At 41.8% G+C, this 22,182-nt stretch carries 21 protein-coding genes; 10 read left to right on the top strand and 11 right to left on the bottom strand.

What is annotated here, in order from left to right; genetic code table 11:
* Window positions 1-1,027 precede the first annotated feature (1,027 nt).
* On the top strand, window positions 1,028-1,663 hold the full coding sequence (locus tag ACU6U9_RS15375; RefSeq protein ID WP_446735898.1) for a hypothetical protein: 636 nt from the start codon (window positions 1,028-1,030) through the stop codon (window positions 1,661-1,663).
* Between the two features lie 179 nt (window positions 1,664-1,842).
* Window positions 1,843-2,625, top strand: a complete 783-nt coding sequence (locus tag ACU6U9_RS15370) for a zinc-dependent metalloprotease family protein (RefSeq protein WP_446733966.1) — start codon at window positions 1,843-1,845, stop codon at window positions 2,623-2,625.
* 479 nt (window positions 2,626-3,104) lie between these two features.
* On the opposite strand, the gene ACU6U9_RS15365 is transcribed toward ACU6U9_RS15370, so the two are convergent.
* The 4 genes from ACU6U9_RS15365 to ACU6U9_RS15350 form a co-directional block, all read right to left on the bottom strand.
* Window positions 3,105-4,394: a uracil-xanthine permease family protein gene (locus ACU6U9_RS15365; protein WP_446733965.1), complete on the bottom strand. Its 1,290-nt coding sequence runs from the start codon at window positions 4,392-4,394 to the stop codon at window positions 3,105-3,107.
* A gap of 16 nt (window positions 4,395-4,410) precedes the next feature.
* Window positions 4,411-5,037: a uracil phosphoribosyltransferase gene (gene upp / locus ACU6U9_RS15360; RefSeq protein WP_446733964.1), complete on the bottom strand. Its 627-nt coding sequence runs from the start codon at window positions 5,035-5,037 to the stop codon at window positions 4,411-4,413.
* Between the two features lie 382 nt (window positions 5,038-5,419).
* Window positions 5,420-6,976 (bottom strand): ATP-binding protein, encoded by a 1,557-nt coding sequence (locus tag ACU6U9_RS15355; RefSeq protein WP_446733963.1) that lies wholly within the window; start codon window positions 6,974-6,976, stop codon window positions 5,420-5,422.
* 58 nt (window positions 6,977-7,034) lie between these two features.
* A complete protein-coding gene (locus tag ACU6U9_RS15350) occupies window positions 7,035-7,775 on the bottom strand; it encodes a response regulator (RefSeq protein ID WP_446733962.1) in 741 nt (246 codons plus the stop codon).
* A 455-nt stretch (window positions 7,776-8,230) separates the two neighbouring features.
* On the opposite strand from ACU6U9_RS15350, the gene nrdA reads away from it, so the two are divergent.
* The 5 genes from nrdA to ACU6U9_RS15325 all read left to right on the top strand — a co-directional run bounded on the left by nrdA (window position 8,231) and on the right by ACU6U9_RS15325 (window position 13,499).
* Entirely contained in the window at window positions 8,231-10,501 is a 2,271-nt protein-coding gene (gene nrdA, locus ACU6U9_RS15345) for a class 1a ribonucleoside-diphosphate reductase subunit alpha (protein WP_446733961.1), read from the top strand.
* Between the two features lie 114 nt (window positions 10,502-10,615).
* Window positions 10,616-11,746: a class Ia ribonucleoside-diphosphate reductase subunit beta gene (nrdB, locus tag ACU6U9_RS15340; RefSeq protein ID WP_446733960.1), complete on the top strand. Its 1,131-nt coding sequence runs from the start codon at window positions 10,616-10,618 to the stop codon at window positions 11,744-11,746.
* A gap of 13 nt (window positions 11,747-11,759) precedes the next feature.
* Window positions 11,760-12,230, top strand: coding sequence for a class I ribonucleotide reductase maintenance protein YfaE (gene yfaE / locus ACU6U9_RS15335; protein WP_446733959.1), 471 nt, complete (start codon window positions 11,760-11,762; stop codon window positions 12,228-12,230).
* 23 nt (window positions 12,231-12,253) lie between these two features.
* Complete coding sequence (bcp, locus tag ACU6U9_RS15330; RefSeq protein ID WP_446733958.1) at window positions 12,254-12,721, top strand: thioredoxin-dependent thiol peroxidase; 468 nt, start codon at window positions 12,254-12,256, stop codon at window positions 12,719-12,721.
* A 139-nt stretch (window positions 12,722-12,860) separates the two neighbouring features.
* A complete protein-coding gene (locus ACU6U9_RS15325) occupies window positions 12,861-13,499 on the top strand; it encodes a hypothetical protein (RefSeq protein WP_446733957.1) in 639 nt (212 codons plus the stop codon).
* Window positions 13,500-13,571: 72 nt separating this feature from the next.
* Here ACU6U9_RS15325 and ACU6U9_RS15320 read toward each other — a convergent pair whose 3' ends face one another.
* Together ACU6U9_RS15320 and ACU6U9_RS15315 are read right to left on the bottom strand one after the other, a co-directional pair.
* Window positions 13,572-13,832 carry a hypothetical protein gene (locus tag ACU6U9_RS15320; protein ID WP_446733956.1) on the bottom strand — a complete coding sequence of 87 codons (261 nt, stop codon included), beginning with the start codon at window positions 13,830-13,832 and terminating at the stop codon, window positions 13,572-13,574.
* Between the two features lie 323 nt (window positions 13,833-14,155).
* On the bottom strand, window positions 14,156-15,004 hold the full coding sequence (locus ACU6U9_RS15315) for a Na/Pi symporter (protein WP_446735897.1): 849 nt from the start codon (window positions 15,002-15,004) through the stop codon (window positions 14,156-14,158).
* Between the two features lie 271 nt (window positions 15,005-15,275).
* On the opposite strand from ACU6U9_RS15315, the gene ACU6U9_RS15310 reads away from it, so the two are divergent.
* The 3 genes from ACU6U9_RS15310 to pnuC all read left to right on the top strand — a co-directional run bounded on the left by ACU6U9_RS15310 (window position 15,276) and on the right by pnuC (window position 18,142).
* Window positions 15,276-16,148, top strand: a complete 873-nt coding sequence (locus ACU6U9_RS15310) for a hypothetical protein (protein WP_446735896.1) — start codon at window positions 15,276-15,278, stop codon at window positions 16,146-16,148.
* 83 nt (window positions 16,149-16,231) lie between these two features.
* Window positions 16,232-16,504, top strand: a complete 273-nt coding sequence (locus ACU6U9_RS15305) for a hypothetical protein (protein WP_446735895.1) — start codon at window positions 16,232-16,234, stop codon at window positions 16,502-16,504.
* A gap of 9 nt (window positions 16,505-16,513) precedes the next feature.
* Window positions 16,514-18,142: a nicotinamide riboside transporter PnuC gene (pnuC, locus tag ACU6U9_RS15300; protein ID WP_446735894.1), complete on the top strand. Its 1,629-nt coding sequence runs from the start codon at window positions 16,514-16,516 to the stop codon at window positions 18,140-18,142.
* Window positions 18,143-18,182: 40 nt separating this feature from the next.
* On the opposite strand, the gene ACU6U9_RS15295 is transcribed toward pnuC, so the two are convergent.
* The 5 genes from ACU6U9_RS15295 to ACU6U9_RS15275 form a co-directional block, all read right to left on the bottom strand.
* A complete protein-coding gene (locus ACU6U9_RS15295; RefSeq protein WP_446735893.1) occupies window positions 18,183-19,481 on the bottom strand; it encodes a type II toxin-antitoxin system HipA family toxin in 1,299 nt (432 codons plus the stop codon).
* Window positions 19,481-19,879 carry a hypothetical protein gene (locus tag ACU6U9_RS15290; RefSeq protein WP_446735892.1) on the bottom strand — a complete coding sequence of 133 codons (399 nt, stop codon included), beginning with the start codon at window positions 19,877-19,879 and terminating at the stop codon, window positions 19,481-19,483. The genes ACU6U9_RS15295 and ACU6U9_RS15290 overlap by 1 nt, the downstream gene beginning before the upstream one ends.
* Window positions 19,880-20,381: 502 nt before the next feature.
* Window positions 20,382-20,900 (bottom strand): class I SAM-dependent methyltransferase, encoded by a 519-nt coding sequence (locus ACU6U9_RS15285; protein WP_446735891.1) that lies wholly within the window; start codon window positions 20,898-20,900, stop codon window positions 20,382-20,384.
* A 149-nt stretch (window positions 20,901-21,049) separates the two neighbouring features.
* Window positions 21,050-21,892: a methylated-DNA--[protein]-cysteine S-methyltransferase gene (locus tag ACU6U9_RS15280; protein ID WP_446735890.1), complete on the bottom strand. Its 843-nt coding sequence runs from the start codon at window positions 21,890-21,892 to the stop codon at window positions 21,050-21,052.
* A gap of 43 nt (window positions 21,893-21,935) precedes the next feature.
* Window positions 21,936-22,182: SDR family oxidoreductase (locus ACU6U9_RS15275; protein WP_446735889.1), on the bottom strand; the 247-nt coding region annotated here is incomplete at its 5' end.

Below are 22,182 nucleotides of genomic sequence, written 5' to 3'. Positions count from 1 at the left end.
TTTCATTCCTCTTCTGCCATATATAGTTTGTGCTTTAAAATAAGGCAAAAACTCTGATTTAAAATAATACCGAGTATCTTATGGTGCATAATTCAACCTAACTTTAAACTCACCATACAATTTACTCATTAAAATAGTGCATTACTCACCGCTCTAGCAATAAAGTTAAACTTAAAAATAGAAAAACACACTAATTCCGCCAATTAAAATCATTTACAAAATCATAAAAAAACTTAACTGCAACAAAACACAATTAATGAGAACAGCATCTCACTAACTTATACGATTAAATCTAAATTCTAGGTGAAAAATATTATTCATCCAACCTTCCCCAACAACCAACCAGCCTAAACGAAAAAAACATATAAAATTTATATTCAATAAACCCCTCAACTATTAAAACTATATAAAAAAAATTTTATTTCAATTTAAAATACAACTATCAAAGAGATCCTCATCACACTTTGCATTAAAAAATTTAATATTTACTGAGCTTTTTAACTACAATTACATTTAAATCTAATATTAAAGTAGTATTTAATTAAACATTAAAAAAACATTATTTATAAATTAAAAAAACTTAAATTTTTACAGATAATAAGTATTTACATTTATATAACATGAAGGTAGATTTCGATCACTTGCAAAAAACTTTAAAAAAAACAAAATTGATAATATTTTTAATATAAATTTTCATGAACATTATTAAATTAACACTACATCTACACCGCTCAACACCACTTATTAACCAAAAATAAACAGTATCAACTGCACAACCAAAATATAAAACCATTAAAAATAGTCTACTGTTACACACTTTAAATATTTAATTGTTTTTATTTACAATAAAAAACATATAAACAACACCACTACGATTCACTAAAAATAAAAAACCAAACACTAACCAGTAAAAGTATAGCTTTTAATACATGACCTGATTATGACTTAGTCATTTAAACAGCAAGCATGCATTAATTTTCACATCAATATAAAAACAAAACACTTAATTTTTAGAGGGTTATTATCTGTGAATAAAAAATCAATCGTTTTCATCAGTATTACAGCTGTCGCTATCGGCTCTTACGCTTACCTTTCAAGTAATAGTGATATCCATATGGTAGCCAACATGGGGATTACCCCCTCAAAAATCGACATAACAAAACCCGTAACCAAGCAAGAACCTATCGAAAAAAGAAAAACAATCGCTACGCCTCCAGAAAAGCCGCAACACACTAAGAGAACCGAACCCGTTCATATTGACGACCTAATGTTCACATCATCACAAAAAGCTGAAGAGTTTTTAAAAGCGTCCGGTAAATTACGGCCAGATCTAGCAGGCGAAGTTTATTTAGAAATTAATGCGGCGCAATTACTAGGATTAACCAAGGGCGACACTTTTAAGCTAGATATTCCAGAACTAAACATACTTCATGATATTGAGGTAAAAGAGGCCTACCAAGATCAGTTTGGCAATAAAACCGTCAAAGCACACCTATCAGACCAAGATGCAGCATACGGATCTGTCTTTACAATCAATGAACGCGCCATTTATGCAAATGTATCGACACCTGATGGCATATATGTAATGCAAGGCAATGGTCAATATGTCTGGATGGCCGAAACTAATGACCTAAGTAAAGAAGCGGTCATGGACCCTATGTGAAATTAAGACATCTTCATAAAAGAAAAATATGAATAAAAAGGTGAAGTAATCAATAGTGTTCAATCTGTCAATAAGATGGTCACTCTGTGATTTCCTATAACTTATAAGTGTTACCACCCTTTTTCAATTCAATTTTGATTGAAAAAATGCAAGACCACAATAATGAAAAGGAAAGTACCATGATAAACGCAATAACCAGAAAAAACTTGTTAGGCTTATCTCTTTCAGCATTAGTAAGCCTACCTGCTGTAGCAACCGATGTGATGATTGATGTTTATTATACTCCTGAGGCAGAAAGCAGAAGCTTTGATATCCAAACCGAGATATCTAATATGATTGAAACATCCAACCAATATTATGCAGATAGTGGCTTATCGATAGAACTAAAATTAGTCGCTAAGCCTTATGGTTTATCAACTAATTATGTAGCATCAAACCTAAGCGTTGACCGCTCTGCCGACGGCATCGAAAGTGTTTATAAAAATTCTTCGATCAGAAGATGGCGAGATGAATACAAGGCTGATTTTGTTGCTGTGTTAGGCTCTCGTGTTTCGTTCCCTGGTGGCGGTTATATTTGTGGTATTGCAGGTGATATATATGGCATGGCAATCAATCCTACTGACTATAAAAGATATCAAAGCTATGCCTATAACATTACGTCAACCGACTGCGGCAACCCAACCATGACGTTCATACACGAGCTTGGTCATAACATGGGTCTAGGCCATTCTGTCAGACAAGGTGCCGTTGGTGGTGTTTATGAATACGGTGTTGGCTATGGTGTCGATTATGAGTTTTCAACCATCATGGGATACCCTCATGAGTTCAATACAACTAATCAGTTAGCTGTTTTCTCTGACCCTGATCGTACTTGCACATCGGGCTATGCATGTGGTCGCAGTGACGCCGATGCACAAAAAGCTCTCAGCCTAGTAACAAAAGAAATTGCTGCATTTAAATAATCAATAGACGCTTTATTGAATAAGGGCCTTCATCTTAAGGCCCTTATTTTTTTGCATATCATGCTGTAAAGCATTTAGATTACATCTGCCAATGTTTTGTATATGACAATACTCATCTTACATCATGCAACGTTATATATTACTGATAACCATATGCATAATACATATATGATTGAATTTCATTCCCTTTGTGCAGTCCATATATCAACCTAAACTCTAGCACAAGCTGTCCACCATAGCGGTTAAGCTAACAATGTGATGCCTACAAATAAATGCGACACCTATTGAATGGCAATCTAATCTAAAACTTCAGCCACCCTGCTTTGTCGCAATAATGCACATCTATTTTTATGACACTGAACCCCAAGTTCATAAAGCAAAAATAAAAAAAGCCGCTTATTTTCATAAGCGACTTTTTCTTTTTATTTATTGCTCTACCTATCTTTCATTAATAATTAACGCTTCAAGCTAACGAGTGATTAATCGTCTTTTACCAGTTGATCCATCAATTCTTGCTCTTCGTGCAGGTCGTCGATGTCATCATTGGTATGAGGCAATATTAAGTTTAATGCGATTGCCACAAGGCCACATAAGCTTACGCCTTGTAAGCTGAAGTCACCAAAGGTAAACGCCATGCCGCCAATACCAAACACTAACGTGGTCGATACAATCACAAGGTTACGGCGCTCGTTTAGGTTAACTTTTGCTTTAATCAAAATATTCATACCCACTGCGGCAATGGAGCCGAACAGTAGAATCAGAATGCCTCCCATAACAGGTGTCGGAATGGTTTGTAGCAAAATACCAAACTTAGCAATGAAGGCTAACAAAATAGCGATACCCGCCGCCCACGTCATGATAACGGGGTTAAATGAACGGGTTAACATAACGGCGCCAGTGACTTCTGAATATGTCGTATTTGGTGGGCCGCCAAATAAAGATGCCGCTGATGTGGCTAAGCCATCACCTAATAAAGTACGGTGTAAACCCGGTTTTTCAACGTAGTTTTTGCCGGTTACGCTGCTGATCGCTAATACATCACCCACGTGCTCTATGGCAGGGGCAATCGCCACTGGCAACATGAACAAAATCGCCGCAAGGTGAAATTCGGGTGCAATGAAGTTTGGCATGGCGATCCAATCTGCATTGTTCACTTGCGCCATGTCGAGCATGCCACTGAAACCCGCAACCGCATAACCTACCGCAACACCCGCTAAGATAGGCACTAAACGAAAAATACCTTTGGCATACACAGCCACAATTAATGTACTGACTAAAGCAGACATTGAAACCAAAAGCGCTTGGCCATATGGGAACAATTCTGCGGCGCCATCGCCCGTTTTACCCATGGCCATGTTCACCGCAATTGGGGCTAAACCTAAACCAATAATCATAATGATTGGGCCAGTCACCACTGGCGGCATAATACGATGCAAAAAGCCTGGGCCGCGAATCGCCACAATACTGGCCAATACTACATACACTAAACCCGCACAAAAAAGCGCACCCATGGTGGCTGGCGTTCCCCATGTTTGCACACTGAAGGCAATCGGCGCGATAAACACAAACGACGATGCTAAGAAAACCGGCACGCTACGCTTTGTGACCACTTGAAATATAAGTGTGCCCACACCCGCCGTGAATAACGCCACGCTTGGGTCAAGGCCAGTGATTAACGGCATTAATACCAATGCGCCAAATGCTACAAACAGCATTTGTAAGCCCGCTAAGGCCGTTCGCCAGGTTTTGTTTTCAACTTGATTACTCATTAAACACCCTTACTTCTTATTTTGTACCGAAGATTTTATCGCCCGCATCACCCAAGCCTGGGATGATGTAGCCTTGCTCATTTAAATGACTATCTACGGATGCAGTATAAATGTCGACGTCAGGGTGTGCCGCTTGTACTTTTGCGATGCCTTCTGGTGCAGCAACCAATACTAATGCACGGATGCTTTCGCAACCCGCTTCTTTTAATAAGTCGATGGTGGCAATCATTGAGCCACCTGTGGCAAGCATTGGGTCAATCACCAACGAAATTCGCTGATCAATGTCGCCCGCTAGTTTGTCGAAGTAACTTACAGGCTCTAGGGTTTCTTCATCACGGTACAAGCCAACTACGCTGATTTTGGCGCTTGGTAATAATTCCAAAACGCCATCGAGCATGCCAAGGCCAGCACGCAAAATAGGCACGACGGTGATTTTTTTACCACGAATACGTTGTGCCGTAATTTTTCCGCACCAGCCATCCATTGTGTAATCTTCGAGCTCTAAGTCTTTGGTCGCTTCATAGGTAAGTAGATTACCGATTTCACCCGTTAGCTGACGAAAGCTACGAGTACTGCGATCACTTGCTCGCATCAAGCCAAGTTTATGCTTAACCAGAGGGTGGCTGATTTCATATACGCTCATGGGGAACCTCTATTGAACTTTGAAAATGTGTGCACTGACCGATTAAATGGAACGACGTCCAGAGTCAGTTTAACGCGATGATGCGAATTTTGTCACAGACAGGAAAAACAGGCGACAACAAATTGACCAAACGATCAACTTACCCGCTTTTTTAGCGCTTTTTTGCAAAAAAATATGTCCAACCCCATTTTTAGAGCAAAAAAAACCCGCCAAAGGCGGGTTAAAAGTAGAACCGAAGTTCTCGCTACATTCTCACTGTACTCCCTTACGGAAACACGAATGCATCATGAAACCTATTGAAATGCTTATCTGTAGCAGAAATGTATACTATTGTAACATCTTGTAAAATCAGGCTTTTTTTTAACCAAGTTTCAAATTTAGTCTATCTAGTAATGGATACTTGATGATTTTGCGGCCACAGCAAACTCATTTTTGCACCCTCCCAGCGGCTCTTATTAACAAAGGCTTGACCGCCATGCCAATAGATAATCCGACGTACAATCGACAAACCCAAGCCATAGCCGCCAGATGCTCGAGTGCGGCTATCGTCCAAGCGTGTAAAAGGTGAAAACACACGTTGCCAATCTTTTTCAGGAATGCCCTCGCCGTCGTCCTCAACATCAATGCGGCAAATACCATTATCAAAACTGTACTCTAACCAAACTTGGCCTTTGGCATAGCGGCATGCGTTGCCCACTAAGTTTTGTATGGCGCGATGCATATACCGGTATTCGACATCACTAAAAATTTGGTCTTCATTCACAGTTTGGCTATGCCAATTGATTTCAACTTTGTCTGTGCGTCTGCGCGTCTCTTCCACGACTTGATCCACCAAGTCCAGCATATTGGCTTGCTTGAATTCTAAAATTGGACCGCCCTCTTCAAGGCGAGCGTAGGTTAAAATTTCATCAACTAGTTCATCTAACTCTTGCAGGTCTTGATCCATTTCATGCAATTGTTTTTGCGTGTAATCATCTGTGGTGGTGTCTTCGAGCATCTGCACACCAAAGCGCATGCGCGCAACGGGGGTGCGCAGTTCATGGCTCACCGCGCGAATCATTTCTTTTTGCACCGCCATCAATCTCTGAATGTGACTGGCCATACGGTTAAACGACTCACCCAGTCGACCAAATGCATCTTGCGACTCCACTTTCACCCGTGAGTTCAAGTGTCCTGTCGCAATACGAGTAGCTGCACGCTCTAATCGCTGCAAGTTCACTTCAAAACGATACACCAACCAATAAACGGCAATGCCGGTTAAAATAATGGCCAAGGCAATCACCACAAAAACAGACTGCAATGACAAGCCTTGGCGAAAAACAATCGGGCCCATTTCAATGGTCTGCTGGGTTTCCGGTAGATAAGTATAAAATCGACCACTGCTGCCATCTAAGTCATAAAAGGCTGAGTAATTTGGCGCGATCATATTGGCCCGTTCATTTTCATATTGAGCCGCCTCACTTTGATCCAACACTCGTACCGGTAAATTATTTACATTGGAGTACAGTGCAATCAATTCAGACAATCCTTGCTCTTCACGCTGAACAAGCTGACGAATTAAAGAGGCGGCACCACGAATATGGGTCGTGCGGAAATCTAGGAACGTACCTTCTAAAAGATATCGGGTTTGGTTTAACGCGACACCTGCTTGCACCTTTAGGCCGCCATCGCCTGTGTTCGTTAAAAGATATTGGCCGTCTTCGAGTCTGGCTTTATCGATTGAGCTTAAATTAGATTGTTTGATAGGCGTTAGGGTAAGCGGCACGCCTAACAATTTAGAAACAGACGCAACGTCGCCTTTAGAGGCTTTAATTTCGCCCGTAGCAAGTAACAAAATACCGCCCATGATGCTTTGCTGATGTTGCTTATGATTTATATGATCAACCAGCCACAACGAACCTAACGTCGAAATGGAGACCAACAATAAAATCGTTAACACCCCGATATACACACGAGAAAAAATGGTGTCTCTCCTGCCTGCAAAAAAACGATTGTGCCTATATTTCTTTTACAAACAAGTAACCTTTACTGCGAACCGTTTTAATTCTTTTGGGCTGCAACGGGTCATCGCCTATTTTAGGCCGTATACGACTAATACGAACATCAATAGAACGATCTTGGCCGTCATACTCAATGCCCCGTAACGCCGTGAAGATTTCTTCACGACTGAGTACTCGCCCAGCATTGGAGCTTAGCAGCCAAAGCAGATCAAATTCGGCACTGGTTAAATCGATCGACTCTTCATCTAACCACGCTTCTCGCATGCTGTTATCAACCACAAGATTGGCAAAGGTCACTCGGTTTTGTTCACCGCTCGCTCCGGCTTTAGTCGCGTTATGATCAGGGGTTTCTTTCACTCGACGCAGTAATGCTCGAATACGTGCAAGCAGCACGCGCGGACGCGCCGGCTTTGCTAGATAATCATCAGCCCCCATTTCTAAACCAAGCACCTGATCAAGGTCATCATCTCGAGCCGTCAGCATGATAATCGGGCCGTTATAATATGGACGCACCAAACGGCAAATGGACAAGCCATCTTCACCTGGCAACATAAGATCTAAAATGACCAAGTCAGGCTGCTCACTTTTTATACGACCAACCGCAACCGAGCCATCACCCTCCACAGACACCTGCATGCCATTGGATTCGAGATATTCTTGCGTTAAGCCCGCTAAACGCTCGTCATCCTCAACAATTAAAATCTGCCACGCTTCATCAGATTGCTGTGTCTGTTCCATAGATCATCCTAGAATAGGTAAGTAACTTTAATATACATTAATTTAGACTCTTGTCGGCATCCTGCCCAATCTTGTAAATATTTTCAGCTTTTGCTTGAAAGATCATGTGCCCACATTTTAAGATTAGTTGATATTACTGATAACGACACTCTGGCGTTAGCCACTACTAACAGCCTCTATTTACACACTTATTACCCACCGATTACCCACAATTTATCCACAAGTTCATTTCCGCCTAAACACAACATATAGGTTGATTCTATTTCCCAAGCACAATATCCTGTGCTTATTCCGAGTTTGAGCAGTATTGATTGCTCGCATTTTGAACACAATTACTTAAAATAAGAACAAAGTGATCAATTGGCAGCCAAATCTTCATTCGGAACTTCAACAAACCAATTTTTTTATCCTCTCTATTATTAGAGTCGATGTTTTTGTATGGGTAAGGGGCAGAAATGAACAGCACACTTCATGTAACAAAGCGCGACGGAAATCGTGCTCCTTTAGATTTAGATAAAATTCATAAGGTGCTTACATGGGCTGCAGAGGGTCTAGATAACGTCTCTGTATCTGAAGTTGAATTACGCGCACAAATCCAACTAAATGAAGGTATTACCACTTCTGATATTCATGAAACGCTTATTAAGTCGGCGGCTGATTTAATCTCAGAGAATACGCCTGATTATCAATACATGGCTGCGCGTTTAAACATCTTCCATTTGCGTAAAAAAGCCTACGGTCAATTCGAGCCACCTACTCTATATAATCAAGTCGCTCGCTTAGTCGATAGCGAACGTTATGATCGCCACTTACTAGAAGATTACACCGAAGCTGATTTCCAAGAGATGGACAACTTCATTGACCATAACCGCGACCTTAACTTTGCCTATGCAGCGGTTAAACAACTTGAAGGCAAATACCTCGTACAAAACCGTGTGACAGGTGAAGTATTTGAAAGCCCTCAGTTTTTGTATGTCCTAATTGGTGCGTGTTTATTCGCCAGCTATGATAAGTCAATTCGTATGGATTACATTCGTCGTTTTTACGATGCGGTGTCTATGTTCAAGCTGTCACTACCAACGCCAATCATGGCGGGTGTACGTACTCCGACTCGCCAGTTCAGTTCATGTGTATTAATTGAAACCGACGACAGCCTAGACTCAATCAACGCAGCCGCGGGTGCCATCGTTAAATACGTATCGCAACGCGCGGGCATTGGTATCAATGCTGGCCGTATCCGTGCATTGGGTAGCCCTATTCGTGGCGGTGAAGCGTTCCATACTGGTTGTATCCCATTTTATAAGCACTTCCAAACAGCGGTTAAAAGCTGCTCTCAAGGTGGCGTACGCGGCGGTGCTGCTACGTTGTTCTACCCTATTTGGCACATGGAAGTTGAATCGTTATTGGTTCTTAAAAATAACCGCGGTGTTGAAGAAAACCGTGTACGTCACTTAGATTACGGCGTACAGCTCAATAAAGTGATGTATGAGCGTTTGATCAAAGGTGGCAACATTACATTGTTCAGCCCATCTGACACACCAGGCTTATACGATGCGTTCTTCGAAGACCAAGTGAAATTTGAAGAGCTGTACATTAAGTACGAAAACGATCCACATATTCGCAAGCAAACCATTAAAGCGGCTGAACTGTTTTCTATTTTGATGCAAGAGCGTGCCAGTACTGGTCGTATTTACATTCAAAACGTCGATCACTGTAATACTCACAGCCCGTTTGATTCAACCGTTGCGCCGATTCGCCAATCAAACTTATGCTTAGAAATTGCTCTGCCAACTAAGCCGTTAAAAGAAATCAACGACCCTGAAGGTGAAATCGCCCTTTGTACGCTAGCGGCGTTCAACTTAGGTGCCATTGAAAACCTAGACGAATTAGAAGAACTGGCTGACATTATTGTGCGTGCCCTTGATAACTTATTAAGCTATCAGGATTACCCAATGCCTGCGGCTGAAATTTCAAGCATGTCACGTCGCACATTAGGTGTAGGTGTCATTAACTACGCATACTACCTTGCTAAGAATGGCGTTAAATACAGCGACGGCAGCGCACTGGGCTTAACTCACCAAACCTTTGAAGCGATTCAGTATTACCTGTTAAAAGCATCAAACAAGCTGGCGAAAGAAGTTGGCCCATGTGAGAAGTTTAACGAAACAACCTACTCACAAGGTATCTTGCCAATTGATACCTACAAAAAAGAACTCGATGCCGTATGCAAAGAAGAGCTTCGTTACGATTGGGAAGCCCTGCGCAATGACATTACAACCCACGGCCTACGTAACTCAACACTAACCGCATTGATGCCATCTGAAACATCGTCTCAGATCAGTAATGCCACCAACGGTATTGAGCCACCACGTGGCTACATCAGTGTTAAAGCATCCAAAGACGGCATCTTAAAACAAGTTGTGCCTGACTTTGAAAATATCAAAGGTAATTATGAGTTGTTATGGCAGTGGCCAAACAACGAAGGCTACTTACAGCTAGTGGGTGTGATGCAGAAGTTTGTTGACCAAGCCATTTCGGCCAACACAAACTACGATCCATCTAAATTTGATGGCGGTAAAGTGCCGATGAAAGTCTTATTAAAAGACTTATTAACCAGCTACAAACTGGGTCTTAAGACGTTGTATTACCACAATACCCGTGACGGTGCTGATGATTCTCAACAAGACTTAGAAGACGATTGTGCAGGCGGTGCTTGTAAAATCTAGTACACCTAAAGCCCTAGCGGGCTTTTCGGTTTTCAAATCATTAAGGGCTGTATGTTTACATACTGCCCTTATTCAATAAGTGAAAACTTATTGTCATTTTCAGAAGTGTAAAACATGGCTTATCAAACATTTAATCGCAATACATTCGACACCTTTAGCCAGCCTATGTTTTTTGGCGAACACGTCAATGTATCGCGCTACGACACACAAAAATATAAAATTTTCGAACAGCTAATTGAAAAGCAATTGTCTTTCTTTTGGCGCCCTGAAGAAGTGGATCTTTCGACTGACCGTAAAGATTTTGCAAATTTACCAGAGCACGAAAAACATATTTTCCTAAGCAACCTTAAATACCAAACATTACTCGATAGTATTCAAGGGCGCTCTCCTAACGTAGCGTTACTGCCTATTGTTTCTTTGCCTGAACTAGAAACATGGATAGAAACATGGTCATTCAGTGAGACCATTCATAGCCGCTCTTACACGCATATTATTCGTAATGTCATCAGTGATCCTGCCGCCGTATTTGACGACATTGTTTCTAACGAATACATCACCAAGCGTGCAGAAAGCGTCACCAAATATTACGACGACCTTATTGAAAGCGTAACTTATTACCAAAACTTGGGTGAAGGTAAGCATGAAATAAACGGTAAAATCGTCGAAATAAGCCTGCGTGATTTAAAACGCAAACTGTATCTAACCGTTGCCTCTGTAAACGTATTAGAAGCCATTCGTTTTTATGTGAGCTTTGCGTGCAGCTTTGCATTTGCAGAGCGTGCAAAAATGGAAGGCAACGCCAAAATCATTAAATTGATTGCTCGTGATGAAGCGCTTCACTTAACGGGCACTCAGCACATGCTGCAAATTTGGGCCATGGGTAAAGATGACCCAGAAATGGGTGAAATCACCAAAGAATGTCGCGACGATGTGATCGAGATTTTCCGTGAAGCCGCCGAGCAAGAAAAAGAATGGGCTGAGTATTTATTCAAAGACGGCAGCATGATTGGCCTGAATAAAGATATTCTTTGCCAATACGTTGAATACATTACAAACCAGCGCTTAGCTGCGGTTGGCCTTGATAGCATTTTCACAACAAAGCAAAACCCACTGCCGTGGATCAACGCTTGGTTAGTGAGCGACAATGTGCAAGTAGCCCCACAAGAAGCTGAAATTAGCTCTTACCTAGTGGGTGCCATTGATAGCGCATTATCACTAGAAGACTTCAGCGATATCGAACTTTAAGCTCGACGTAACTATGTTGGCAATGCGAGATAAATCAAAAGAGTCAAACTCAGAGTTTCATCTTGAAGATGATGCCATCGACCATCAGGACTTTCAGCTTGAAAGTCCTGAGGCGCCCTCATCTTCTGACGAGGCTCGCCCACAATCTGAACTGTACCTGCCGGTTGGCAACCCAGAAGCCCCTCAAGATGACCAACAACTTGAAATCCAAGGCTTCGAGAAACCCGTATACAATCTGCAAATAGACGGCATCGCTGAGCCTTTAGCGTTTCACTATGCCAATAATTTACTTGAAAGCTTAGAGGCACAAGGTGTTCAACTGCCCTACCAATGCCGAGAAGGCTATTGTGGTGGTTGTCGCACGGACTTAGTCGAAGGCAAAGTGGCTTACCTGCAAGAGCCTATGGCTTGGATCAATGAAGGTGAGATATTACCCTGCTGCTGCGTCCCCAAGACTGCGTTAAAACTCAAGCTTAAAGGTTAACTTAAACACCGAAAGGACACCCTATGATTCGCCCTACCATTGGTAAAGTAGCTCCTGCCTTCACCACACTAGACGAAAACGGCAGCAAAGTAGCCTTGAAGGATTTTCGTGGGCAAACCGTCGTGTTGTATTTCTACCCTAAAGCCATGACGCCTGGCTGCACCACACAAGCGTGCAGTCTACGAGACAGCAAAAAAGAACTCGATAAGCTGAATGTCGTAACACTTGGAATTAGTCCTGATGCGCCAGCTCGCCTTCTAAAGTTTAAAGAACGTGACGAGCTTAACTTCACCCTTTTATCGGATGAGGACCACACGATTGCCGAAAAATACGGCGTGTGGGGCCTTAAGAAGTTCATGGGACGTGAATATGATGGCATTCACCGCATTACCTTTATTATTGATGAGAAAGGCAAGCTGATTCATATTATGGACAAGTTCAAAACCAAGACTCACCACGAGGATGTATTGAACTACTTAAAAGGTGAATAAATTAAATTATTCATCTAAATAAGCCTGTTACGCTACTCTGTCTATACTTAAGTTTGAATCACAGACAGAGTAGATCTTATTATAAAAAACGTCTGATTATTACGTTTAAGAATAAGACTCCCATTCATTCGGAGGAAACATGGCCAACCTAAATGCACATTACGACTTTGACCGCTTTGCAGAATATCTTTGTGTCACACTGGCTGACAATGCCGCACGCTGCGAGCACGGCCTCAATAAAATTCAAAAAATCCGCGTCTACACATCAAAAGACAAGCTATGGCCGACTCGCTTCAAGGTCATCTTAGACAACGAACTAATTGCATCCATGCAAACCCATGTCAACGACGACGCCAGCCATAACATCCAATACCGTTATCGTTGCCCAAGCAGCATTCCATTTGAAGCAAATGCAGGTAGCCGCATTACCAACTTATTTATTGAACAAGCAAAATCATTAGACGCTGATTTCTACCGTGAGGCATGGTCTTTTAATATACCCGGCTGCCTGCCTTTTTTATTAAAAGAACTGGCCTACCGTAACGTCACTCAAAACCTAGCAAAACAATTACAGCACCAAGGCATTCATACCACTGACGACTTCAGTGTGCAGTTTCATGATGGTGAAAACTTTTTAAGCTTTAATTACGGCAATATCGCTCAGCAAATTACACAACAAATTCATTTTTACCTCACCGACCCAAAGGTCAAACAGCTCGCTACGGACATCAGCTTTAAGCATCCTCAAAACAAGCAATGGTTTATGGGCCTAAATTAATCCATTTTCGACGAGCAAAAAAAAAGCCCCTAAGTAAGCTGCTTACTTAGGGGCTTTTTTAGTGAAATCGAATTATTTATTCGATTTCACTACGTTTTTAACCTTCTGAATTAAATTATCCATAAGCTCTTTGGCTTCTTGCCAAGCTTCTTCGCTTAATTCTAACAAGCTTTCACGACGCAAAGTTTCTTGACCGATCATATTTTCGAGATCTTCAATCACTTTATGTTGCGCTTTTAAAATCTTTTTGTTGGCCTTTTTTTCTAAATCAGCCAGCGTCGATTTTGCATCCTTGACCTGTTTTTGCAGTTCCTTAATTCGTTTCTTACCCATAGCTATCTCCTTAGCTCATGCTAGACATAATAAATACACACAAGCCCGGCAGCAGGAAGAATACACTCAGTACGTACAGTGCCGCTAAAGAGTGACGCTTTGTTGCTACTTCGGCTAAACGCTCGGCTGCTTTTAAAGGTATCTCTCTGAGGAAAGGAATACCGTATATCACTATGACACCCAGCAAATTATACATTAAGTGTACAAGTGCAATTTGCAGAGCAACCACTGCACCAACGCCTGATACAGCCGTTGCCGCTAATAACGCCGTGATGGTAGTACCAATATTAGCACCTAATGTGAACGGATAAATATCGCGAGGCTTAAATACGCCAGAACCAACAAGCGGTAATCATTAAACTGGTGGTCGTTGAAGACGATTGAACCAACACAGTCACAACCGCACCACTGGCAATACCAGAGATTGGGCCACGACCAATGGCACCGTGTAGAATTTTCTTAGCGCGACCAACCATAAGGCCTTTAAGCACACGACCAATAATCGTAATGGATACGAAAATTAATAGAATACCCAAAACAATAAGCGTAATTGCCGCTACTTTATCAGGGAACACACCTAACAGTGATTTAATTTCACTGATAACAGGCTTGGTAATGGGCTTGATGAAGTTAAAGCCCTTCATGCTCATAGAATCTGCGCCAATCATATGCGTTGAAAGCCAAGCACTGGCTTTCTCTAAGAAGCCAAAGATAATTTCAAGCGGAAGGAAAATCGCCACACACATAAGGTTAAAGAAGTCATGAACCGTAGCGGCTGCGAAAGCACGACGGAATTCCGATTTTTTGCGCACATGGCCTAAACTCACCAACGTATTGGTAATAGTCGTACCAATGTTGGCACCCATGACCATAGGAATCGCAATTTCGATAGGCAAGCCGCCAGCAACCAAACCAACAATAACAGAAGTAACGGTGCTAGAGCTTTGTACGAGGGATGTTGCAAGAATACCGATTAGAAGTGCGAGGAATGGATTTGTAGCAAAGGCGAAAAGCTCTCTTGCGCCTTCAGAGCCACCCGATACCCACTTAAAGCCTGAGCCGACCAAGCCCACCGAGAGTAAGATCGCATATATACCCGCTAATAAAATTAGCCAGCTTAAAATACGCTTTTGAGTGGTGTTAGTCAGTTGTTGTTCAGCAGATTCAGTCATGCCAGAACCCTATCTAAAAATTTGGCGCAAGTTTAACACTGCGTCTCCATTAGTACAGTTCTAAACCCACCTCTATTTAGATAAAAGGCAAAAAAAAAGCGCCTAAAAGGCGCCAAATAAAATAAGGAGTCACACAATGATCAGCTTTTAAACAAAACTGATGTGGCTAATATAGCCTAGCACTTAAGTCAATACCGTTTCTTTTATAAGGTATTTTGTAAACTTATGTAACAGAAGTGAATATTTTAAGGGCTTGGTCGATATATATTCTATGATGCGACCCTTTCATTACATGCTTGCGCTCTCCGTTATTCTGCACTGCCATACTTCATGGGCTGAGTTTTTCGGCGTTTATAGTGGTATTAACCAAATTCAACACCAATACCTTATCGATACCGCTGACGACAAAGAGCAAACCTATGGTGCCTCACTTGATATGCAAGCCTACCGAAAACAGCCAACAGGCTGGATGGCACGAGGCCCAAAAGCGCGAGCACAGCAAAGCACTAACCACATTGATCTAGATGTTCATGCTTCGCTATATCAGTTTCATACTCACCAAGGGGTTTGGCTAGAATTTGAATGGCAGAAAAACACTCTCGAAACGGTAATCGGCAGCAATCAAATATACATCGATGAATCAGGCCTTGCCCAATCCCTCACCAGCGGAGATACCGTCTTGCTTGAGCGGCAATTTTTACGCGGCCAGGCATCACTTGGCTACCTAAAAACCAAACTAAACAATTACAGTTTCAAATCAGAAGATAGCAACGGCAACGTTATTACAATTGATAAAGATGGCCGCTCGCAAGCACACGCACCGGAAATATCAGGTGCAACCGCTTTAAATATTAGCTTTACAGAATCAATAAAACTGCGATTAGAAACAGAATACAAAGACACCTATTACTTTTCTAATAGCCACGACCAAAAATCAGAAAGCTATCAACTTTGGCATGCCGCACTCAGCTACACCAAAGGCAATAGCAGCATAAGTTTACATGGCCACAATTTAACGGATGAAGACTATGCTGTTAAAGGGTTCTACTTTGGTAATGACCCACGAGACGGTTACGCTGCAAAAACCTACACTCAACTTGCTGCGCCACGCTTAATCACTATTCAAGCCACTCAGCATTTTTAACAAACCGTAGGTCGGGCACCGCCCGACAAAAACCTCGGCAGGCAATGCCTGCCCTACTACATTAACGCAAAACTGGAGCCCACATGGAACTATCCGTTGAGATCAGCAAATATCCATTGGCCGATGATTACATTCCGGCCATTAAAGATTTCATCGATCGCTTAAATGCCACCGATGGCATCAGCGTGGTGGGCAACACCATGAGCACGCAAATTTTTGGCGAATACGATTTAGTCATGTCTATTTTAAGTAAAGAAATGAAACGCTCATATGAGCAATTTGGTAAAGCGATTTTTGCGTGCAAATTTATTGGTGCGAATCTAGACCCTGCACTTAATCCACATGGCGACAACTAAGGTCTAATTATGGAAGCTGATATTCAAGCACCCACATCTTTCGCCGATACGTTTATCCAAAGTGTCATCTCCGCCGCGCAGGCCATGAGCTACTGGGAAGTCATCGCTGTATTACTCGGCGTTGCGTATTTAGTATTAGCCATGCGTGAAAACAGCCTATGCTGGTATGCAGCCTTCGGCAGTACGGCTATTTTTAGTTGGTTGTTTTTTGATGTCAGTCTAGTTATGGAGTCCGCATTAAATGTGTATTACCTAGCTATGGCAATATACGGCTGGTACATCTGGAACAAAAAGCCACAAAACTCCGCAATGCAAAATTCATTAACACCTAAGCTTCCCATTACCACATGGACTGGAAAACAGCATACACTTACCATTGGTGGCGTACTCGTCATGACGCTCATAAGTGGCTTCTTATTAAGCGAAAACACGACTGCTGTCATGCCCTACCTAGATTCATTTACCACTTGGGGTGCAGTAGTCACAACGTATATGGTTGCAAAAAAAGTACTTGAAAATTGGATTTACTGGTTTGTCATTGATGCTTTAGCCATATATTTATACATAGATCGCGAGTTATATTTAACCGCGCTACTCATGGCCGTATATGTGGTTATGGTAGTCTTCGGTTATGCTGCATGGCTAAAAATATACAAAGCACAAACAAACAACAACCAAAGCACAGCCCGCATAAATATGAAAATAGAGTCACAAGCCCTTAATGAAGCATTACAAGATTGGTCGCTATGGCCAATCTTAAACCAATGTAATCAAGCAGCTTGTACCTTTACACCACTAGAACAAGGTCTAACGAACGAAAACTGGCTGGTCACCCTTAGCAAAGTTAGACTATCGCTTATACACAGTAGCGATACACAAGACTTTACTCCACAAAACTCAGTCTTAGAAACACCTCAACAATTTGTCATTCGCATTAATGCGAGTAACGCACAATCGCTCAATATTGACCACAAAAGTGAATATGAAATAGTCGAAAGTATTAGCGCATTAGACCTTTGCCCTATTATTTTGTACAAAGAACCTAGCTTTAAATATTGGGTGCGCCCTTACATTGATGGCCACACATTAGCCGAGCTAGAAGCACATGATTTTAACATCAACAATGAACTGGCCAGCATTGCTAGAATATTAAGACAAGCACACAAGCAACCAATAAAATCACACTGGCCAAGCGTGGATATTATTGAGCGCGCCGAATATTTTTGGCAACAAATATTACCTAAACCAAGCATCAATACACCTGAGGCCTTAAGACTCAAACGAATACTTGATGACGCATTACAAATAGACAATCCACAAACTGCCTTGTGCCACATGGACACCAATATTCATAACTGGATCAAAGACTCCGACGGAAAGCTGCATTTAATTGATTGGGAATACGCAGGACGTGGCAACCCAATATGGGACTTGGCTGTGTTCAGTGACAGCGCAAAACTAAACACACAAGAAGAAGAGCAGCTTCTAGCTTTTTATGGTGAATATTCGTTAACTCAACTCCATCATGCAAAACTCCAAATGGAATACCTATCTATACTTTGGTTTGCGATACAAAAAAACACAGACGCAAACACGCTTTTATGTGAGCTTAAAAATTTAGCTTCACGCACTCACTAGAAAAAATCAATAAAATTCGACGCTAAAAGCAAAAAGAAGATCAATTAAACCATCTGAATGTACTGCCAATCGAAACCATCATCTCGCGTTTCACACCAGCCAACTCTGCACATTCAGGCCAAAACTGTAAACACGCCAACACGTCATCAATAATTTGTTTTGTTTTTTGCTTAGATAAACCCGTCTGCTCGGCCGCTGACAACAAATCACTCAAGATAAAATCATCACGTTTACCGTTAACGCTCATTTGATGTTTAGACGTCCACAATCCTTTTGGGTTATAGCTATACGCCACATCGAACGCTGGGCTTAATTGCCAATCACCGTTACGATCCATTAAAAACGCAATGTTTTTAGTGTGATCATCTTGGTTACGAAACACCAAATTAAACACCATGCGTTTAAATAATTGCGCCACATGCTCACGGGGAGTTTTCAATTGTCTTGCCAATACAAAGGCCTGCTCATAACTGGTAGAGGTTGGGTCATTAAAATCAAAATGCCCTAAACCGCATAAACTGGTCATGTGTAATTTATCACCATCAACGCGATCAAAACGCTTAGTCATAAAATGGGCGCGATTCCCCTCTTCTAATAACCGACTTTCCATCATTTCAATGCCTGCTTTTTGTGCAAGCAAATAATACGCATATTCAATACGGCCGTAGCCTAATGGGTCAGCCAATTCTTTATCTCGATTTTCGCTCACGCCATCAAATTTAATTAACCAGCCGTCAAACCCTGCTTGCGGTTTTACATGGCCTGGTAAAATAATATTTTCGGACTCATTCCAATTAATAATGGCTTTTGCACGAGCGCCCCCAGCGGATGTCCCTATCTGTAAGATCTGTTCGAGTGCCTCGCCATCTAAGTCATGACTGTCAATTTCAAACTGCTTTTTTTGCAACACTAAACTGGCCAAGCGCACCATTTTATCCAGCTCGATTTGAGAGCCTTCGTCGTGGTCAAAATATCGCTGGGTCGGTTTAAACTCTAACGCACCAATGGCACGGTCAGCGGTATAACATAAACGCTCGATAGGATTAAAATCAGATGGGCTGCGACCTTGTTTGATTAACCACTGGTCAATCAAGGCATTACCAAATTTATCAGGCAGCACATCAGCCAACATACCCGGTAAACCCTTAAAGGTCTCTTTGTTTAAGTTGGCAAACCGATACGGCGCGGCCCGTACAGGCATAGCGACTGGCGCTAATTCAATACCAAAGTTTTGAAATTCTGGCGTGTATTGAAAGTCAGCAACACTGGCTTGTTCATCCCAGCGCACAACGGCAATGGTTGTGCCCCACAACACCACCTCTGCAAGTTCAATGGCCATTAGTTATCATCCTTACCCGCCATAGGCCGCGCACTGGCTGGTTTTTCATCACCCCATTTTGGCTTAGGCTTACCTGCCATCTTAGGCTTCGTCACTCGCTGCGGCTTTTTAGGCTTTGCCTTATCCATTGCTAATTGCTCAATGGGCGATACGGCATCAGGGTCTGGCAAGGCCGTATGAATTTGATCAAGCAAGCCCAATGAGAATAGGTATTTAAACAAAATTGCAGTTTGCCCAGACTGACCAGACTCAATGTTTTGCGCCGCGCGTAAGCTGATTTCAGCCAATGCCGCTTGCTCTGCTTGAGTATGGCTTTGCTCAATACGAGTTTGCCGACACACCTCTCCAAGGCGCGCCAGCACTGCGTTGACAGCCTGACCAGGTAATTCAGATAACATAAATAAACCGCTTATTTGTACATATTAATTAGTAAATATAGATCAATATGCATAAATACACATATTTATTCAAGTTAAAATAAATATTTAAACAAAATAGTAGCTGATCAAGCTCAATGTTTTGCGCCGCGCCTCAGCTTATGTCAGCCAATGCCCCTTGAGTATGGCTTTGCTCACCGACACACCTCTCCAAGGCTCGCCAGTACTGAGCTGATAGCCTGATCAGGTAATTAAAATAAAACAAATAAACCGTTTATTTATACATATTGATTAATAAATATGGATCAATATGCATAAATACACATATTTTTTCAATAGCTAGTAATGTGTACTTTAGATATGGAACAACCGGCAGCCGAACATAGGCGTCACAGCACTAGACTGGCACTGGGCCAAGCGATCGCTTTAAACAAGCGAAGCGCCAGAAACAACACCAGAGAACAAAAGAGAAAAGAGAAAAGAGCAGAGAAAATAAATGATTTGCTTTGACTCAACATCGCAACTAGATTTTTCTTGCGACAATGAAGACAGACTCATAACTAACCTGCCATTCTCGCTCAATAACAAAGCCAGACGTCAATAATTTAGAAATAAGCTGACTTTTAGTAAAACGGTTAACATAAGGCGCTAAACCAAAGAACTGCATCGCAGAGATCAACCACCGAAAGGCAAAATTGATCTCCCCTATTAACGATGTACTTGAAATAAACACACCATTACGTTTTAGCAAGCGATAAATTTCAATAATCGCATCATCGACATCTTCCAAAAGATGCAATACATTCAAGCCCAAAACAGCGTCAAAATTTTCATTTTTGAATGTCAGGTTATCTAACGTACCCTGCTGAAATGTAATATTTGTTACTCCAGCCTCGATCGCCCTCTTTTTTGCCGCCTCTATCATCTTGTCAGATATATCCGTACCAACAACATGCTTCACATGAGGCGCATGACAAATGGCGGTGGCACCGCTAATATACTTTTCTGCCGATTCATCCCAAAACGCCTTCGAGTCTTTCATGGTTTATGTATTCCCAAGCATGCCCTGACAACCAAGCGAAAAGACATCATTCTATAATCACTTTTTGATATCAATCAGCAACATTTCACATATTAAATAGCATTGCTACTCAATAACTGCTTTCATCTTTATAGCCATTTTGTTTATTTTTAAGTATTAACCTTCGCTGCTTCCCAGCCCACAATGGCTGATTTTCGTGTCTCACCCCACATATAACCACCAAGATTACCACTCGCCTGAATGACCCTATGACATGGAATTAAAAATGCCACCGGATTACGACCTATTGCTGTCCCTACTGCTCTTGACGCTTTTGGTCTATCAATACTCTCAGCCATTGCACCATAAGTAGAAACCGTACCCAAAGGGATTTTCAGCAAGCTTTCCCACACCTTTAATTGGAAATCCGTACCCTTGAGATGCAATTTAATTTGATCAAGCTGCTGCCAATCTTTTTGAAAAATAAGTAACGCGCTCTGTTGAAATGCATCCACCACTTGGTGGTATTTAGCATTAGGAAAGTGAGCTTTCAAATTAGATAGTGCTTGAGCTTCATCCTCTTCAAAACACATTTGGCATATGCCTTTGGCTGTAGAAGCTACGATCAGTTTTCCGAACGGGCTATCAGCAAAGCAGTAGTTGATCACAAGATTTTCGCCCCCGTTTTTAAATTCTCCTGGGGTCATGCCTTCAATATTGACAAATAAATCATGTAATCGGCTTGTACCGGATAATCCTGCTTCATAAGCGGTATCAAGTAACGTTGATTGGTTGTCTTTTAATAATTGCTTGGCATATTCAATACTTAAATAATGAATAAACTTTTGAGGGCTAACACCCGCCCATTGCGAAAACAAACGCTGAAAGTGGAAAGCGCTTAAACCAACCACACCGGCAATTTCATTTAAAGATGGCTGATCTTTGAAATGCAACTTTATATAGTCGATAGCAGCTGCAATACGCTCATAGTTTATGTGTTGAGTATCAGCCATTTTTTAACCTTTTTTACATTCGTTGTGCATATCAACAATTTATTTAAGTCTTATTAATAGACACACCACCATCAACCAGCATAGCAGTGCCCGTTGTGAAACTTGAGTCATCCGAAGCAAGATATAGCGCCGATTTTGCCATCTCTTCTGGTGCAGCGGTACGCTTTAGGGCATGTATTTGCCTAACAAACTCAACCACTTCCGGTGCAGTGCCAAATTCTTCCGCCATTGGTGTATCTGTTCCGCCGGGCACCAACGCATTTACCCGAATGGCATGAGAGCCATATTCA

The sequence above is a fragment of the Pseudomonas sp. HK3 genome (assembly GCF_052920985.1).
The sequence above is the reverse complement of the archived record's forward strand: the minus strand, read 5'-3'. Positions and strand labels throughout refer to the sequence as shown.